Here is a 15,501-nt window from a genome sequence, read left to right on the forward strand (position 1 = left end):
CGGCGCCGGTGTGACGCCGTCACTTGGGTCGCGCTGACACGGCCGAACCGCGCGCCCGGCGACCGAACATCTCAACGTCACACAACGAACTTCGAGGGGCGGCCGCCGCCCGGCTGCGACGGCTCACCGCCGGAGTTTCGCGACCGCGTCGTCGCCGCGGTCGTCGACGTCCACGAGGCCGTCGCCGTCGAGGTCGTCGAGCAGGCCGCGCAGCCACTCCCGGCCGTACTCGCCGTCCGGCGCGTAGTCGACGCGGACGCGCGGCCCGAGCTCGTCCAGCGGGAGCTCGTCGTACTCCTTCAGCGTCGAAATCACGCGGCCCCGCATCTGCCGGCGGCTCCCCTCGAAACTCGGCTGCTCCGGGACGTCCGGCGCCGTGAAATCCCCGGTCTCGTAGGCGTGACACCACTCGCGCCACGGGCAGCCCGCCTCGTCGCAGCTCGGCGTCTTCCCGCAGGCGACGCCGCCCAGCTCCATGACGGCGTTGTTCCAGACGCGGGACTCGCCGTCCGGCATGAGCACCCGGGCCGCGCGCTCGAAGGCGTCGTCGTCGTCAGGGACGTCGAACGCGCGGTGGAGCACCCGCTTGACGTTCGTGTCGACGACGGCGTCGCCGTTGTTGAACGCGAACGACGCGACGGCGTTGGCGGTGTACGGGCCGACGCCCATCAGTTCCTGCAGTTCGTCGGGCGACTCCGGGAACTCGCCGCCGTACTCCGAGACGACCTGGTCGGCCGCCTCGTGGAGGTACTTCGCGCGGTTGTTGTAGCCGAGCGAGTGCGCCGACCAGAACGACACGACGTCGCCGCGGTCGGCCGACGCGAGGTCCGCCGCCGTCGGCCACCGGTCGAGGAACGCCTCGTACGCCTGCTCGACCCGGCTCAACTGGGTCTGCTGGCTCATCACCTCGGACACCAGCACCGCGTACGGGTCGTCGGTGCGGCGCCACGGGAACGAGCGGTGGTCCGCCTCGTACCACGACACCAGCGCCTCGCGAACCCGGTCGCGCTCCGCGCCGTCGGGGAGGCGGTCGGTCATACGCGGAGGTACGCCGCCCGGCGTTTATGGCTCTCGGTCCGGGGGCGGAGCGGTCGAAGCGGCGTCGGCGTCGGGGTTGGCGCCGGGGTCGGCGTCGGCCGCGCGCACAAGACTTACCAGTGGCGGCGCCTCCCTCTCGGACGTGTCTGACTCTCCCGTCTCGTTCGGTGCCGGCGTCGGTGCGCTCGGCGCTCCGCTCACGCTCGCCGCCGGAGTCGCGTTCGGCGCAGCGGGCGTGCTCGCGGGACTCGCCGGCTCCGCGGCCGTCGCGGCGGCGCTCACCATCGACGGCTGACGGGACGGATTCTGGAGCGTAACCGGTATCCGGCGTCCGCCGCTCGGCCCGGTATGGGACTCGACGCGCTCGACGAAGCGGTTGCGGAGGCGTACGGCGACATGGACGACGAGGTCGACGTGGAACTCGACCGCGAGACGAAAAACGAACTCGCGCTGCTCGTCGCCGCGTTCGGCGGCGACCGCGACGAACTGTTCCGCCGCGGCATCCACCAGCTGTTCCGCAGCACCGTCGACACCGGCGACCTCGACTTCCACCTCCGGGAGGCGTTCGACGTCACCTACGACGAGTACCTCGCCGGCATGACGTACGACGAGATGACCGGCGCCGACCAGTACCCGCAGCGCAGCGACGAGCGGCGCTACCAGCAGTAACGGCGCAGCGGTCCGCGGCGGCGACGCGGTCGGAGACGCGAGGCGGGATGTCGGTGCGGCCGGAGCGAACGAGCGTCGCGTTCAGGCGGCGTCGGCGATGCTGTCGAGCAGCATCGACGCGCCGATGTCGATTTCGCGTTCGCGGACGTCAAGCGGCGGGAGGATGCGGATTACGGACCGGCCGCAGCCGAGGGTGAGCAGGCCGCGTTTCAGCGCCGCCTCCTGGACGGCGTCGCGGCGCTGTTTCGTGTCGAACTCGACGGCGAGCATCAGCCCCTTCCCGCGGACGTCGTCGACGCCGGCGGCGTCGGCGTCGCGCACCGTCTCGATGAACTGCCGGCCGCGGGCGACGGCGTTGTCGAGCAGGTCGTACTCGTCGATGGCGTCGAGGGTGAACGCGCCCTGCATCGCCGAGACGACGTCGCCGGCGCCCCACGTCGACGAGAGCCGCGCGCGCTCGTCGGGGAACAGGTCGTCGCGGCCGATGGTGGCGCCGACGCGGGCGCCCTTCGCGGCCGTGATGACGTCCGGCTCGATGGCGTAGTGGTCCGACCCCCACATCTCGCCGGTGCGGCCCATCCCGGACTGGATCTCGTCGGCGACGAGCGGCACGTCGTACTCGTCGCTGACGGCGGCGAGCTCCTCCATGAAGGCGTCCGACGGGAACCGGTAGCCGCCCTCTCCCTGAATCGGCTCCACGATGATGTACGACACGTCGTCGGGGTCGACGTTGCCGCGCTCCGGGTGGAGTTTCTCGCGGAGCGCGGAGCTGTCGCCGCCGTCGACGAAGAAGCCGCAGGTGCAGTCGCCGGCGTCGTCGCCGCAGGTCCGCGAGTCGCAGAACGGGACGTCGCTGACCCCGGAAATCTCCGGGTAGTCGCGGCGGTAGACGGACTTCGAGCGGTTCAGCGAGAGCGCGCCGAGCGTCCGGCCGTGGAACGCGCCGTCGAACGTGACGCCGTACTTCCCGCCGCCGCTGTTGTCGTAGCAGATCTTGATGGCGTTCTCGACGGCTTCGGCGCCGGAGTTCGACAGGAACACGGTGTCGAGGCCGTAGTGGCCGGTGCGGTCGGTGAGCCGGTGCATCAGGTCGGTCGGCCCGGGCAGCGTCGACTCGCCGGGGTCGGCGCCGTCGGAGACGTAGAAGTCCTGCCCCGCGATCTTCGTCGGGTCGGTCAGGTCGAACTCCGCCATCTTGTCCACGATTTTCGGGTTGTTGTACCCGAGCGGCGCGGCGGCGACGTGGCTCGTGAAGTCGAGGAGGACGTTGCCGTCGACGTCGGTGCAGAACGGTCCTTCGGCGTCGGCGGTGATGTCCCAGACGAAGTCGTAGACGTAGGTGCTGGTCGCGGCGACGTCGCGGTGGTAGTCGGCCCACTCGCGGGCGCGCTCGCCGGGCATCTCGGTCACCCGAGGTTCGGCAGTGTCGCGGTCCATACCGACCGCAGGCGTGGCCCCCGGATAAATCCGTGGTAAATGTTGCCGGCGCGGACCGCACGCAGACCCGGTTACGGCAGCCCGGTGACGACGGTGGCGACGCCGGCGGCGACGAGGAGCGCGGCGCTCCAGGCGGCGACGCGGCGCGCGAACGTCCGCGGCCCCGCGGCGGCGAGTCCGGCCTTCACGACGACGCTCGAGGCGGTCGCCAGCAGCACGGCGACGACCGCGGTGTGTGAGTCGATGGCGCCGCCGCGGTACAGCAGCACCGCCGACGTCGTCGCCCCCGACGACGACACCAGCCCGGAGACGGCGGCGGTGACGTACAGGCCGGCGGTGCCGAACTCCGACTGCGCGACGGTGCTGCCCGCGAGGATGAACAGGAACACGGAGCCGAACGCGAGCGCGTTCCGCAGCGAGAACGGCGACTCCAGGTCGACGTCGACGTGTTCGCGCCAGTCCGCGGTGACGGCGGCGACCGCGACGCTGCCGAGGACGACGACGCCGAGCGGGACGAGCGCGCCCGCCAGCACCGGCGCGTCGGTGCCGACGGTGAACGCGACGGCGATGGCGAGGTTCCGCAGCGCCATCGCGGCGTCCGCCAACAGCACCGCGGCGACGGCGTACGAGACGGCGTCCTCGCGTTCGGTGACGTAGTCGAGCATCGACCCGACGACCGCCGTCGACGACGCCAGCCCGCCGAAGAACCCGGTGACTGCGATGCCGCGGCCGCCGTACGTCCGGATGAGCGCGTAGTTCGCCATGCCGATGCCGGCGACGGTGACCACCATCAGCCAGGCGACCCGCGGCTCGAACGGGACGCCGTACACGGCCATCTCGCCCGCCGGCAGCAAGGGGTAGACGACGAACGCGAGGATGGCGAACTCGGTCATCGACCGGAGCTCCTCGCGTCGCAGCCCGCCGGCGAAGCCGTGCAGCTCCCGCTTCAACACGAGCAGCGTCGAGGAGACGACGGCGACCGTGACGCCCTCCAGGATGTAGCCGGCGGCGACGAGCGCGCCGACGCCGTACGCGGCCAGCAGCGACACCGAGGTCGTCAGCGACAGCGACTCGTACTCCGAGCCCATCCGGAGGCCGCGGGCGGCGAGCAGCACGCCCTGCACGATGACGAGCACGCCGCCGACGACGAGCAGCGACTCGCCGACGGTCGACTGCTCGGCGAGCAGCGTGAACACGGCGGCGACGAGGCTCGTCAGCGAGAACGTCCGGATGCCGGCGGACTTCTGGGACCACTCCCGTTCGAGCCCCAAGAACAGCCCGAGCGCCGCCGCTAACACGAGCCTGACGACCGGCTCTGACAGCGGCGCCGCGAGGAACGTCTCCACCGTGGCCATGGGCTGTGTCTGACTCGACCACCGTATTTAAAATTGGGCCGTGGCGACTCGCCGCCGGCGACGACGCGACTCTGTGACGCCGCCGCAGACGCGGCTCGCCGACACCGCTGCAGACGTGACTCGTCGACGCCGCTCCGAGACCGCTCGTCGACGCCGCCGGGTTCTCGGCCACGATACACTTTAGTCGGTTCCGCGGAGGTGTCACGGTATGCCCTTCAACGACGTCGACCGGTCCCGCGCGGTCTGGTGGGGGGTCGGCGGCCTGCTCGTGGCGGCGCTCACCTACGTCGTCTACTCGTTCGTCGGCACGTTCGTCTTCGGCGTCTTCATCTACTACGCCACCCGGCCTGTGTTCAACCGCATCCGCCGCCGGATTCCGCAGCCGAGCGTCGCCGCCGCGGTCGCCATCTTCGCGCTCGCGCTCCCCGCGATGCTGCTCGTCGGCTACGCCCTCCTCATCGTCGCGAACCAGCTGTACGACCTCACGAACCGCGGCGTGTTCGACCCGACGCGCATCCCCGGCATCGACCAGGAGCTGCTCGACACGCTGTCGGACCCCGAGGCGATTCTCGCGCTCGACTGGGGGCAGTATCTCACCGTCGACACCATCAGTCGGCTCGCCGGGTCCGTCTCGAACGTGCTCGACGCGGTGGCGTTCTTCGGCACCGGCGCCATCCACCTGTTCGTGATGCTCGCGCTCGCGTTCTACCTCCTCCGCGACGGCGGCCGGCTCTCCCGGTTCTTCACGCGGTTCGCCGACCAGCACGGCGTCATCCAGGCGTACGGCCGCGCCGTCGACCGGGACTACCGCAGCATCTTCTTCGGCAACATCCTGAACGCGATGCTCACCGGCACCATCGGCGTCATCGTCTACTCGCTGCTCAACGTCGCCGCGCCGGCCGGCAACCACATCCCGGCGGCGGCGCTGGTCGGCCTGCTCGCCGGCGTCGCGAGCCTCGTCCCCATCGTCGGCATGAAACTCGTGTACTTCCCGGTCGCCGGCTTCATGGCGATTCGCGCCGCCGCGAACGGCGACGTCGGGACGCTGTGGTTCGTCGCCGTGTTCGCGCTGGCGTCGTTCGTCGTCGTCGACACCATCCCGGACCTCGTGCTCCGGCCGTACGTCTCCGGCCGGTCGCTGCACGTCGGCGCCGTCATGCTCGCGTACACGCTCGGCCCGCTGCTGTTCGGCTGGTACGGCATCTTCCTGATGCCGATGCTGCTGGTGCTCGCGGTGCACTTCGCGCGCATCGTGCTCCCGGAGCTGCTCACCGGCGAACCGATCAAGCCGTACGCGGTCGACCCGTCGTATCTCACCGCGGAGGGGCCGTTCCGCTTCGGCGACGTCGAAGAGGAGTAAGGGCGGCGAGCGGGACGGAAGAGGACGCAGGCGGCGGGAACAGAGACGGGAGGGACCGGGGACGGCGGGGAACAGAGACGGCAGGCAGCGGAGGGCGGGAGAGAAGGCGGTGGTGAGCCGGGCTATTCGAGGTCGACGTACTGCGACTCCCAGTCGCGGCGCGCCTCGATTTCGCGGCGGCCGCGCCGCGTCAGCGTGTAGTAGTTGGTGCGGCGGTCGCGCTGCCCCTTCTCGACGAGGCCCTTGTCGACGAGCGTGTCGAGGTTCGGGTACAGTCGGCCGTGGTGAATCTCCTTCTCGTAGTAGTCCTCCAGTTCGTCCTTGATGGCGAGGCCGTGCGGCTCGTCTTGCCCAGCGATGACGTACAGGAGGTCTCGCTGGAACCCTGTCAGGTCGTACATCTGTACTGTCTGCATCCCGATTCGTGTCGGCTCGAAATAAGTATATCGGAGTTGGGCGGACGTACCGTCCGCTCCCCCGTTCGAACCGGCGCTCCGAGGCACATCGAACTACTACGCACGCTGAAACGATTCGGCGAGCCGGAGTATCCGCGAGTCGACACGCCAACGACGTTATCACGTCGCCGCCCCTGGTGACGCGTATGCCCGAAGAAGTCCTCTTCGAGAGCGAAGACCGACTCGACCGAACCGACACCGCGGCGCTGCTCCGCGACGCCGCCGACCGCCTCGACGACGGCACCGTGACACTCGCGGCCGGCGACGACTCGCTGACCCTCGACGTCCCCGGAACCGTCGACTTCGAAGTGAAAGCGGAACGGGAAACCGGCGCCGGCGGCGCCGACGAACTCAGCGTCGAATTCGAACTGGAGTGGCACGAAGGCGACGCCGACACCGACGACTCACCGGTCCGTATCGAGTAGCGTCACCAACGGCGTCGAACCAGCGAAAGTGAAAGTGAAAGTGAAAGTGAAAGTGAAAGTGAAAGTGAAAGGGAGTGCGCCGCGAATCCGCGGCGCAGTCGCCCTTCTGGTCCCCGCTGACGCTTCGGCCCTCCAAAGCGAAGCGTCACCTCTCCGTATCGACGGTACACGGATAAAGATATCGGGGTATCGCGACGCGGCTACATGTGCTCCTCTTCGAGCACCCAGCCGAGCGCCCGCTTGTAGTACGTAAACATCTGCCTGACGCCCTCGTGGCGCATCTCCTCGGACGCCAACTGCTCCTGGACGAACTCGTACTGCTCGCGGATCTCCTCTTCGTCTCGCATAGCGCCACGTTGTGCGGACGCGGACTTCAATCCGGTCAGCCGAGTCGGCGGGTCGTCCCGGAAGGTCGCCTCGGCGGCGCCGCTGAAGCGGTCGCGGAGCCGACGTTCGGAACTGGCGTCGAAGAGAACAGCGGGCGGCGTTACGCGGTGAGGCCGGACGGCGCGGCGAGGTCGGAGGACGTGGACGTGCTGTTGCCGCCGGACGCCGGCTGCGTCTGGTTCTCGATGAACGTGTCGTACGTGTCCTGCGTCACCACGACGACGTTGAAGTACATCCGGGAGTGGCCGACGCCGCAGTACTCGGCGCAGTAGCCTTGGTAGACGCCGGTCTTCAGCGGCGTCGTCATGATGGTGTTCCGCTGCCCGGGGATGGAGTCCTGTTTCAGCCCGAGTTTCGGGACGTGCATCGAGTGGATGACGTCCTCGGAGGTCGTCGTGAAGTACACCTGCTGCCCCTTCGGCACCACGATGGTCGGGCCTTCGAGTCCCTGCGCCCGCTTCACGTTGACTTCTTCAGCGGTGAGTTCGGTGATGTTGTGCTCCGGGTAGTTCATCCGCCAGTTCCACTGGTAGGCGACGGCTTCGACGTGCACGTCGTTCTCGTCCGGCGCGATCTCCATGTCCTTCGTGTGGGTCACGGCCGGGTCCGCGAGGACGCCGTAGGAGGCGGCGCCGACGAACAGAAGAATGACGGCCGTGGCGATGGTCCACGTCACTTCGAGCCGGCGGTTCTCCTTCGTCGGCTTGGCCTCGTCCGCGTCCTTGAACTTCAGGACGGTGTAGATGAGGACGGCCTCCACGAAAATCGTGACGGGAACCGCGACCCACAGCAGTTCCACGTTGAGTTCGTTGATGAGTCCCGCGGTCGAGGACGGCTGCGCGGCCGCCGTACCGGCGAACAGCAGCGAGCCGACCAGCGCCGCGAAGAGGGTCCCGAGACGCTTGCCCTTCATTACCGGCGGCTTGGAATAGGGGACGTAAATAGCTGCTGTTGTCGCCTGGTTCGAACGGCCGTCGCCGTGTTTCACGACGGAAACGCGGGGTTGATATGTCGCCGCACGTAGTCTCAAGCAATGAACCGGTCCCGGCTGTCCGCCCTGCTCGCCGCGACGGCGATGGGCGTGTACCTCCTGCTCGTCGTCGGCGCGACGACGGCGGTCACCGACGCCGCGTCCGCCTGCGCCGCGTGGCCCGCCTGCGGCGACGGCCTCACCGCCCCGTCGACCAGCGCCGGATGGGTCGCCGTCGGGCACCGCGTCGTCGCCGCCGCGGTCGGCCTGCTCGTCGTCGCCACCGCGGTCACCGCGATTCGGGTCCGGCCGCCCCGCCGCGTCGCCGCCGCGCTCGCCGCCTCCACCGCGCTGTACCCGGCGCAGTCGCTGCTCGGCGCCTACGTCGCCACCGGCGGCGCGGGGACGCTCCTCACCGTCGCCGGCGTCGCCGTCACGGTCTCCGCGATTCACCTGCTCGGCGGCCTCGCCCTGTTCGCCGGGCTGCTCGCTGCGCTCGCGTGGGAACTCGAAGCCGAAACCGGCGCCGACGACGCGCCGGCGACGGGCCACCCGGAGCAGGCCGACGACCTTGACGCCGCGGACGCGGGCGCGCCGGACGTCCCGTCGTGGGCCGACGCGCCGCTCCGCCGCGGCCGCCTCACCGCAGCCGCGTACTTCCGGCTGATGAAGCCGCGGCTGATGTGGCTGCTCTGTCTCGTCGCCTCCGCCGCGATGGCGCTCGCCGGCGGCGACGCGCTCTCCCCGGGCGTCGTCGCCGCGACGCTCACCGGCGGCGCGCTCAGCATCGGCGCCTCCGGGACGTTCAACCACGTCCTCGAACGCGACGTCGACCGGAAGATGCAGCGCACCAGCGACCGGCCGCTCGCGGTTGACCTCGTCTCGGTGCGCAGCGCGGTCGCGTTCGGCCTGCTGCTCACCGCGGTGTCGGTCGGTCTGTTCGCCACCGTGAATCTGCTGGCGGCCGTCCTCGGCCTCGTCGCTATCGCGTTCTACTCCGTCGTCTACACGGTCGTCCTGAAGCCGAACACGGTCCAGAACACCGTCATCGGCGGCGCCGCCGGCGCGCTCCCGGCGCTCATCGGCTGGGCGGCCGTCACCGGCAGCGTCGGCGTCGGCGGCCTCGCGCTCGCGGCGCTCATCTTCCTGTGGACGCCCGCGCACTTCTACAACCTCGCGCTCGCCTACAAGGACGACTACGAGCGCGGCGGCTTCCCGATGATGCCGGTGGTGCGCGGCGAGACCGCGACCCGGCGACACATCGTCTGGTACTTCGGCGCGACGCTCGCCGTCGGCGCCGCGATGGTCGGCATCGGGAAACTCGACTGGCTGTACGCGCTCACCGGCGCCGCAGTCGGCGCCGTCTTCCTCTGGACTGTCGTCCGGCTCCACTACGAACAGACCGAACGCGCCGCGTTCCGGGCGTTCCACGCGTCGAACGCCTACCTCGGCGCCGTCCTGCTCGCGGTCGTCGTCGACGCCCTCGTCGTCTGACCCGCCATGACCGACGCCGTCGTCTCCGTCTCGCTCGCGGGCCGCGACGTCTCGCTCTCCCGGCGCGCCGTCCTGCTCGGCACGCTCGTCGTCAACGTCGAACTCGCCGCGGTCGTCGCCTACTTCACGTTCACGAACGCCGCGATGACCTCGCCGGCGTTCACGCTGTACGGGCTGGTCTGGGTGAACACCGCCCTCGTCGTGTTCGCCGGGTTCGACGCCCCCGACGCGGCCCGGTCGACGCGCCGCCGCGCCGCCGCCGTCGCCGTCGCGTACTTCGCGGTCCTGGCGGCCGTCGGCGGCGTCGTCGGCGCCGCGTCCGCGAACGCGACGCCGAGCCTCTCGGTCGCGCTCCTCCCGCCCGGCTGGGGGCCGGCGCTGCTCGTCACCGGGTTCGGCGTCGACGCGATTCTGATGCCGGCGAAAGTGCTCGGCTACGCCGCGCTTGCACTGCTGCTGTACGGCGCCGTCGCCGACGCCGCGGGCGCCGGTGTCGCCGGCGTGCTCGGCCTGTTCTCCTGCGTCTCCTGTACGCTCCCGCTCGTCGCCGGCGCCGCCGCGACGCTGCTCGGCGGGGGCGGCGCGCTCGTCGCGGCCACCACCGGCTTCGGCTACGGGCCGTCCACGCTCGTCTTCCTCGTCACCGTCGCGCTCCTCTGGTGGCGCCCCGGTGCCGGCTTCTTCACGCGCGGATAGGTCCGGACGACGGACGCGGCCGGCCGGACAATTCGTGTCGCAGCCGGCTGGCCAATCCCGGTCGGGACTGACTGGACAGCCGGCGTAGTCGACCGCGTCCAGCCGCCGTTTGAGATGGCGGCCGAGCCGGCACTTCGAGCCGCTCCGCACACCTGTCAACTCCTGTACTAAATCGGGCTTCAGAAAACGCTCTTTGTGCGGAGGGCCGTTGGTGCAACTGCACATGAGCGAGTACGAACTTGATCCGTTGCCGTACGAGTACGACGCGCTGGAGCCGCACATTTCCGAGCAGGTGCTGACGTGGCATCACGACACGCACCATCAGGGGTACGTGAACGGCTGGAATAGTGCGGAGGAGACGCTGGAGGCGAACCGTGAGTCCGGGGACGTGTCGTCGTCTGCGGGTGCGATTCGGGACGTGACGCACAACTCGTCGGGGCACATTCTGCACGACCTGTTCTGGCAGAATATGAGCCCCGAGGGCGGCGACGAGCCTTCGGGTGCGCTCGCGGCGGCGATTCAGGAGGACTTCGGGTCGTACGACGCGTGGAAGGCGGAGTTCGAGGCGGCCGCGAAGGACGCGTCGGGCTGGGCGCTGCTGGTGTACGACAGCTTCTCAAACCAGCTGCGGAACGTCGTGGTGGACGGCCACGACAACGGCGCGATCTGGGGCGGCCACCCGATTCTCGCGCTCGACGTCTGGGAGCACTCGTACTACCACGACTACGGCCCGGCGCGCGGCGACTTCATCGACGCGTTCTTCGAGGTCGTCGACTGGGAAGAACCCGCCGACCGCTACGAACACGCCGTCGAACTGTTCGAGTAACTCCCGCGTCGACCGCGACCTGGGCACCCCTCTGCCGGCGCGTCGCCGCCGACGGCGACGCTATCCGGGCTTTTTCGCGACGTTCGCGACCGCGGCAGCCGCTGCTCCGCCACGCGACCGGGCCGTGACTGGCCGCTGCTGTGCCGCCTGATTCCGGCCTCGACCGGCCGAATCCGGATTTGATAGCGCGGCATGTGGTTTATAGACGGTGCGGTCGAGCCACGAATCGGGACTCACGACCACAGTAGAAATCGAGTACTGCGTTCCGTGCGCCATGCTGGACCGCGCACGGGAGGGACAGGCGGCCGTGCTCTCGGAGTTCGGGCAGGCGGCCGACTCGGCGTGGCCGTCGCGGCGACATGTCACTGTCTCGTCGGTGCTGCGTGGCCGCCGCGCTGATTCTCCACTCCGTTCCGCGTCGCTCCGCTTCTGGCTACTCTCGGGACCCGTCCAGCTCCGCGGTGAGGTACAGCCACTCGGCATCTTCGTCGGCGTCGCTGACGCCTTCGTCGACGACGCGCTCGGCGTCGACGCGGAACCCCGCGTCGCGGAGCTGTGACTCCGTCGTCGTCCGCCCCGGGAACGACCACTCCATCCGGGCGCCGCCGCCGAGCCAGTCGTCGTTCGCGCCGGCCCAGCCCTCGTCGTCCACGGCGGCGGTCAGCAGCAGTCGGCCGCCCGGCCGGAGCACGCGCGCCAGCCCGTCGAACACCGACGGGTGTTCGGCGGTCGGAACGTGGATGACCGAGTGCAGCGCCGTCGCCGCGTCGAACGCGTCGCTGGCGAGCGGGAGCGACGTCATGTCGGCGCGGAGGAGTGCCGCGTCCGTCCGCCCGCGGGCGTGAGCCAACTGCGCCGCCGAGAAGTCCAGTCCGACGCCGTCGACGCCGGCGGGCATCCGGTCGAGCACCGGCGACCCCTGCCCGCAGCCGACGTCCAGCACCCGAGCGCCGGCGTCGACGCCCGCGAGGAACGACTCGACGACGGCAACGTCCGTCGGGTCGTCCTCCCGCTCGGCGACGTAGTCGTCGGCCATCGCGTCGTAGCCGTCACGGACCGCGGCCCGCTGTCTCCGGTCGTCGTCCGTCATCGCTCGGAAATCACGGGAGCGCGGTAAGTGTCTTCGGCCGAATCGGCGCGAACGGCTCCGGAGACGTCGGAATCGGCCGAACGCCGAACTTTTTAGTCCCTGGCGTCACCACAAAGTATTCATATGGGAATCGGACCGAACGTCGTGTCTCGTCAGCTCGCCGGCGCCGTGATGGCGGTGACGGCGCCGCTGTCGCTGCCGGCGCTTCCGACCGTCTCCGAGTGGGCAGGGGGGCTCGGTTTCGCCGAGAACGCGGTCGGGGCGCTGCTGCTGTTCGTCGTCGCCGCGCGGTTCCTCACCGGGCTGCTGCTGTGGGTCCGCGACCGCGACGCCGCCGACCGCGGCCCAGGACGCGGCGCCGCCACGCACCGCGCGCAGCGAACCGCCGCCGGCTACGGACCGTTCCGCGGGACGATGCGCGCCGCCGCACCCACGCGGTGACGCCGCCGCCGAGTGACTCTGACCGGCTCTGACGCGCTCCGACTCGCTTCGACGGCGCTTCGACTACCGCTCCCAGTCTCGTTCCGTTTCGCTCCGTTCTCCGGCGCAGTCCCCGGGTTTGTTTCGGACGTGGAGGCGGTGTCCCGGGTTCGACGCGCTTACGGTCGAACCGTCCCGACGGTTCCGCATGAGCGACGACGCGGCGGTTCACGCCGCAGACGTCCGGAAGACGTACGGGGAGACGGTCGCGCTCGACGGCGTGTCCCTCGCGGTCGAGCGCGGCGAGGTGTTCGGGCTCATCGGGCCGAACGGCGCCGGGAAGACGACGCTCGTCCGCGCGCTCACCGGGACCACCGCGGTCGACGGCGACGTCGCGGTGCTCGGCGACCCGCCGGCCGAGGTGGACCGCGCCGCGCTGGGCCTGCTGCCGCAGGAGTTCTCCCCGCCGGACCGGCTCACCGCCCGCGAACTCCTCGACTACTACGGCGGCCTCTACGACCGGAGCCGCCCCGTCGACGACGTGCTCGCGGACGTCGGGCTCGCCGCGGACGCCGACACGTGGTACGAGCGGCTCTCGGGCGGGCAGCGCCGCCGCGTCTGCGTCGGCCTCGCGCTCGTGAACGACCCGGACGTGCTGTTCCTCGACGAGCCGACGACCGGCATCGACCCGGCGGGCCGCCGCGACCTCTGGCGGCTGCTCGACGACCTCGCCGACGGCGGCACCACGGTGTTCCTGACGAGCCACTCGATGGACGAGGTCGAGCGGCTGGCCGACCGCGTCGCGCTGCTTCGCGACGGCGGAATCGTCGCCTCCGGCACCCCCGCCGAACTCGTCGCGGAGCACGGCGGCCCGGCGCGGCTCGTCGTCGGCGGCGAGGCCGTCGAATCCGGCGCTGACCCGCTGCGCGACGCCGGGTTCACGGTCGACGTCGGCGTCGACGAACTCGTCGTGGAGGGGCTCGACCCGACCCGCGTCGGCGACGCCGCGAACGCGCTGTCGGACGCCGGCGTCGACTACGACTCGCTGACGTGGACCGAGCCGTCGCTGGAGGACGTCTACCTCCGGCTCACCGGCGAGGAGTTCGAGGGCACCTACACGCCCGGCGCGACGGTCGTCGAGGGCGGCCGCGACGAGACGCCCCACGAGGCGGCCGCCGGCGCCGCGGAGGTGGACGAGTGAGCCGAATCGACCGGGTTCGGGCGGAGGCGACGGCGTCAGCGCGGTCGTTCCTCCGGCGGAAGACGGCGATGTTCTTCACGTTCTTCTTCCCGGTCATCCTGGTCGTCATCTTCGGCGCGCTCGTCCGGACGCGGCCGGGCGGCGGCGGCCTGTTCGCCCAGCCCGCGGCGTACTACGTCCCGGGCTACCTCGGGACCGTCGTGCTGTTCACGCCGCTGTCCCGCGTCGGCAGCGAAATCGCCCGGCACCGCGACGGCAACCGGTTCGAGAAGCTGGCGACGACGCCGCTCACCCGGGCGGACTGGCTGCTGGCGCACACCGCCGTCAACGTCGGCGTCATCGGCGTCGCCGCCGCGCTCATCCTCGCGCTGACGCTGCTGCTCACCGGCGCGACGCTGCCGCTGACGCCGACGCTGCTGCTGCTCGTCCCGTTCGTCGTCGTCGCCGTCGTGCTGTTCTGCGGCTTCGGCGCCGTCCTCGGCAGCCTCGCGGACTCACAGGACGGCGTCATCGCCGCCTCGAACACCATCGCGCTCCCGCTGCTGTTCCTCTCGGACACCTTCGTCGGCCCCGAACTGCTGCCGTCGTGGTTCCTGCCGGCGATGAACCTCTCGCCGCTCACCTACTTCGCCCGCGGCGTCCGCGCCGTCGTCTACCCAGCCGGCGTCGCCGCCGCCGACCCGTCGGCGCTCGGCATCGTCGCCGACTACGGCGTCCCGCTCGCCGCGCTCGCCGCGCTGTTCTTCGCCGCCGGCGCGTACGCCATCCCCCGGACCGACTGACGCTCCGATTCGGCGTACTGTACAGTGGTTTCTCGAAAACCAGAATCAGCGTGGAACTGCACGACTGAGAGACGATTCGGAGAATAACCGGGGCGGGTACCGGCGGAAGGAGTCGGAGCGCTGATGGAGGCGGAAGGAGTCGGAGCGCTGATGGAGGCGGAAGGAGTCGGAGCGCTGACGGAAGCGGTACGCTGTGCGTGCGGCCGCGACCACCCGGCTTTAAGCGAGCCGAGAATCTTCACTCGGCCATGAGTACGCTGGAGGAACTACGGGAGAGCGGCGTCGTGGCGGTGCTTCGCGGCGCGGAACCGGAGACGGTCGTCGACACCGCGGAGGCGCTCGTCGCCGGCGGCGTCACCGCGCTGGAAGTGACCGCCGACACCGCCGGGTCGACCGAGATGATTCGGACGCTGAGCGAGGAACTCGGCGACGAGGCGCTCGTCGGCGCCGGAACCGTGCTCGACGAGCCGACGGCGCAGTCGGCCATCGCCGCCGGCGCCGAGTTCGTCGTCGCGCCGTCGTTCGACGAGGGCGTCGTCGACGCCTGCAACCGCTACGGCGTCACGGTCGCCCCGGGCGTCATGACGCCGACGGAGGCCGTCGACGCCTTCGAGGCCGGCGCCGAACTGGTGAAGGTGTTCCCGGCGAAGACCGTCGGCCCCGACCACGTCGCCGCCATCAAGGGCCCGCTGTCGCAGATTCCCATCATGCCGACCGGCGGCGTCTCCCCGGAGAACGCCGGCGACTACATCGAGGCGGGCGCCGAGTGCGTCGGCGCCGGCTCCGCGCTCGTCGACCGCGACGCCGTCGACCGCGGCGACTTCGACGAACTCACCGCGCGCGCCGAGGAGTTCCGCGCCGTCATCGAAGACGCCCGGAACTGACCGCCCGCGCGA

The 15,501-nt window shown here is 70.6% G+C and carries 18 protein-coding genes; 11 read left to right on the plus strand and 7 right to left on the minus strand.

Features of this window, described 5'->3' with window-relative positions; translation table 11 throughout:
* Positions 1–123: 123 nt before the first annotated feature.
* Complete coding sequence (locus ACQUST_RS02990) at positions 124–1,038, minus strand: A/G-specific adenine glycosylase (RefSeq protein WP_435124749.1); 915 nt, start codon at positions 1,036–1,038, stop codon at positions 124–126.
* 142 nt (positions 1,039–1,180) lie between these two features.
* Between ACQUST_RS02990 and ACQUST_RS02995 the strand changes: the two genes are divergently transcribed.
* Together ACQUST_RS02995 and ACQUST_RS03000 are read left to right on the plus strand one after the other, a co-directional pair.
* On the plus strand, positions 1,181–1,333 hold the full coding sequence (locus tag ACQUST_RS02995; RefSeq protein WP_435124752.1) for a hypothetical protein: 153 nt from the start codon (positions 1,181–1,183) through the stop codon (positions 1,331–1,333).
* A 53-nt stretch (positions 1,334–1,386) separates the two neighbouring features.
* Positions 1,387–1,707, plus strand: a complete 321-nt coding sequence (locus tag ACQUST_RS03000; RefSeq protein WP_435124755.1) for a hypothetical protein — start codon at positions 1,387–1,389, stop codon at positions 1,705–1,707.
* A gap of 81 nt (positions 1,708–1,788) precedes the next feature.
* Here the strand turns inward: ACQUST_RS03000 and ACQUST_RS03005 are convergent, their stop codons facing one another.
* Both ACQUST_RS03005 and ACQUST_RS03010 read right to left on the minus strand, forming a co-directional pair.
* The gene (locus ACQUST_RS03005) at positions 1,789–3,144 is read right to left on the minus strand and encodes an aminotransferase class III-fold pyridoxal phosphate-dependent enzyme (RefSeq protein WP_435124757.1); all 1,356 of its coding nucleotides are present in this window, start codon (positions 3,142–3,144) and stop codon (positions 1,789–1,791) included.
* Positions 3,145–3,215: 71 nt separating this feature from the next.
* On the minus strand, positions 3,216–4,499 hold the full coding sequence (locus ACQUST_RS03010) for an MgtC/SapB family protein (RefSeq protein WP_435124760.1): 1,284 nt from the start codon (positions 4,497–4,499) through the stop codon (positions 3,216–3,218).
* A gap of 208 nt (positions 4,500–4,707) precedes the next feature.
* On the opposite strand from ACQUST_RS03010, the gene ACQUST_RS03015 reads away from it, so the two are divergent.
* Positions 4,708–5,859, plus strand: a complete 1,152-nt coding sequence (locus ACQUST_RS03015; RefSeq protein WP_435124762.1) for an AI-2E family transporter — start codon at positions 4,708–4,710, stop codon at positions 5,857–5,859.
* A 122-nt stretch (positions 5,860–5,981) separates the two neighbouring features.
* Here the strand turns inward: ACQUST_RS03015 and ACQUST_RS03020 are convergent, their stop codons facing one another.
* Entirely contained in the window at positions 5,982–6,260 is a 279-nt protein-coding gene (locus ACQUST_RS03020; protein WP_435126093.1) for a PadR family transcriptional regulator, read from the minus strand.
* 200 nt (positions 6,261–6,460) lie between these two features.
* On the opposite strand from ACQUST_RS03020, the gene ACQUST_RS03025 reads away from it, so the two are divergent.
* A complete protein-coding gene (locus ACQUST_RS03025) occupies positions 6,461–6,739 on the plus strand; it encodes an amphi-Trp domain-containing protein (protein ID WP_435124765.1) in 279 nt (92 codons plus the stop codon).
* A 200-nt stretch (positions 6,740–6,939) separates the two neighbouring features.
* Here the strand turns inward: ACQUST_RS03025 and ACQUST_RS03030 are convergent, their stop codons facing one another.
* Positions 6,940–7,086, minus strand: coding sequence for a hypothetical protein (locus ACQUST_RS03030; protein WP_435124767.1), 147 nt, complete (start codon positions 7,084–7,086; stop codon positions 6,940–6,942).
* A gap of 140 nt (positions 7,087–7,226) precedes the next feature.
* Positions 7,227–8,039, minus strand: coding sequence for a cytochrome c oxidase subunit II (gene coxB, locus ACQUST_RS03035; RefSeq protein ID WP_435124770.1), 813 nt, complete (start codon positions 8,037–8,039; stop codon positions 7,227–7,229).
* A gap of 120 nt (positions 8,040–8,159) precedes the next feature.
* Here coxB and ACQUST_RS03040 point away from each other — a divergent pair, with 120 nt between their 5' ends.
* From ACQUST_RS03040 to sod, 3 genes are all read left to right on the plus strand, one after another.
* Positions 8,160–9,590, plus strand: a complete 1,431-nt coding sequence (locus tag ACQUST_RS03040) for a heme o synthase (protein ID WP_435124772.1) — start codon at positions 8,160–8,162, stop codon at positions 9,588–9,590.
* Positions 9,591–9,596: 6 nt separating this feature from the next.
* Positions 9,597–10,286: a DUF7546 family protein gene (locus ACQUST_RS03045; protein WP_435124775.1), complete on the plus strand. Its 690-nt coding sequence runs from the start codon at positions 9,597–9,599 to the stop codon at positions 10,284–10,286.
* 223 nt (positions 10,287–10,509) lie between these two features.
* A complete protein-coding gene (gene sod, locus ACQUST_RS03050) occupies positions 10,510–11,112 on the plus strand; it encodes a superoxide dismutase (RefSeq protein ID WP_435124777.1) in 603 nt (200 codons plus the stop codon).
* Between the two features lie 433 nt (positions 11,113–11,545).
* On the opposite strand, the gene ACQUST_RS03055 is transcribed toward sod, so the two are convergent.
* Positions 11,546–12,202 (minus strand): class I SAM-dependent methyltransferase, encoded by a 657-nt coding sequence (locus ACQUST_RS03055; protein WP_435124778.1) that lies wholly within the window; start codon positions 12,200–12,202, stop codon positions 11,546–11,548.
* 123 nt (positions 12,203–12,325) lie between these two features.
* On the opposite strand from ACQUST_RS03055, the gene ACQUST_RS03060 reads away from it, so the two are divergent.
* From ACQUST_RS03060 to ACQUST_RS03075, 4 genes are all read left to right on the plus strand, one after another.
* Positions 12,326–12,643, plus strand: coding sequence for a hypothetical protein (locus tag ACQUST_RS03060; protein ID WP_435124780.1), 318 nt, complete (start codon positions 12,326–12,328; stop codon positions 12,641–12,643).
* A gap of 187 nt (positions 12,644–12,830) precedes the next feature.
* On the plus strand, positions 12,831–13,823 hold the full coding sequence (locus ACQUST_RS03065; RefSeq protein ID WP_435124783.1) for an ABC transporter ATP-binding protein: 993 nt from the start codon (positions 12,831–12,833) through the stop codon (positions 13,821–13,823).
* On the plus strand, positions 13,820–14,605 hold the full coding sequence (locus ACQUST_RS03070; protein WP_435124786.1) for an ABC transporter permease: 786 nt from the start codon (positions 13,820–13,822) through the stop codon (positions 14,603–14,605). Before ACQUST_RS03065 ends, ACQUST_RS03070 begins: the two co-directional genes overlap by 4 nt.
* 248 nt (positions 14,606–14,853) lie before the next feature.
* On the plus strand, positions 14,854–15,489 hold the full coding sequence (locus tag ACQUST_RS03075) for a bifunctional 4-hydroxy-2-oxoglutarate aldolase/2-dehydro-3-deoxy-phosphogluconate aldolase (protein ID WP_435124788.1): 636 nt from the start codon (positions 14,854–14,856) through the stop codon (positions 15,487–15,489).
* Positions 15,490–15,501 lie beyond the last annotated feature (12 nt).

This window comes from Halobaculum sp. D14 (assembly GCF_051195135.1).
In the GTDB taxonomy this organism is placed as follows: Archaea; Halobacteriota; Halobacteria; order Halobacteriales; family Haloferacaceae; genus JBNTKA01.

Excerpts from the sequence above, each read along its gene's own strand:
- ACQUST_RS02990 (WP_435124749.1), bottom strand. The coding sequence starts at position 1,038 with ATGACCGACCGCCTCCCCGACGGCGCGGAGCGCGACCGGGTTCGCGAG.
- ACQUST_RS03000 (WP_435124755.1), top strand. The coding sequence starts at position 1,387 with ATGGGACTCGACGCGCTCGACGAAGCGGTTGCGGAGGCGTACGGCGAC.
- ACQUST_RS03005 (WP_435124757.1), bottom strand. The coding sequence starts at position 3,144 with ATGGACCGCGACACTGCCGAACCTCGGGTGACCGAGATGCCCGGCGAG.
- ACQUST_RS03010 (WP_435124760.1), bottom strand. The coding sequence starts at position 4,499 with ATGGCCACGGTGGAGACGTTCCTCGCGGCGCCGCTGTCAGAGCCGGTC.
- ACQUST_RS03015 (WP_435124762.1), top strand. The coding sequence starts at position 4,708 with ATGCCCTTCAACGACGTCGACCGGTCCCGCGCGGTCTGGTGGGGGGTC.
- ACQUST_RS03020 (WP_435126093.1), bottom strand. The coding sequence starts at position 6,260 with ATGTACGACCTGACAGGGTTCCAGCGAGACCTCCTGTACGTCATCGCT.
- ACQUST_RS03025 (WP_435124765.1), top strand. The coding sequence starts at position 6,461 with ATGCCCGAAGAAGTCCTCTTCGAGAGCGAAGACCGACTCGACCGAACC.
- ACQUST_RS03030 (WP_435124767.1), bottom strand. The coding sequence starts at position 7,086 with ATGCGAGACGAAGAGGAGATCCGCGAGCAGTACGAGTTCGTCCAGGAG.
- coxB (WP_435124770.1), bottom strand. The coding sequence starts at position 8,039 with ATGAAGGGCAAGCGTCTCGGGACCCTCTTCGCGGCGCTGGTCGGCTCG.
- ACQUST_RS03040 (WP_435124772.1), top strand. The coding sequence starts at position 8,160 with ATGAACCGGTCCCGGCTGTCCGCCCTGCTCGCCGCGACGGCGATGGGC.
- ACQUST_RS03045 (WP_435124775.1), top strand. The coding sequence starts at position 9,597 with ATGACCGACGCCGTCGTCTCCGTCTCGCTCGCGGGCCGCGACGTCTCG.
- sod (WP_435124777.1), top strand. The coding sequence starts at position 10,510 with ATGAGCGAGTACGAACTTGATCCGTTGCCGTACGAGTACGACGCGCTG.
- ACQUST_RS03055 (WP_435124778.1), bottom strand. The coding sequence starts at position 12,202 with ATGACGGACGACGACCGGAGACAGCGGGCCGCGGTCCGTGACGGCTAC.
- ACQUST_RS03060 (WP_435124780.1), top strand. The coding sequence starts at position 12,326 with ATGGGAATCGGACCGAACGTCGTGTCTCGTCAGCTCGCCGGCGCCGTG.
- ACQUST_RS03065 (WP_435124783.1), top strand. The coding sequence starts at position 12,831 with ATGAGCGACGACGCGGCGGTTCACGCCGCAGACGTCCGGAAGACGTAC.
- ACQUST_RS03075 (WP_435124788.1), top strand. The coding sequence starts at position 14,854 with ATGAGTACGCTGGAGGAACTACGGGAGAGCGGCGTCGTGGCGGTGCTT.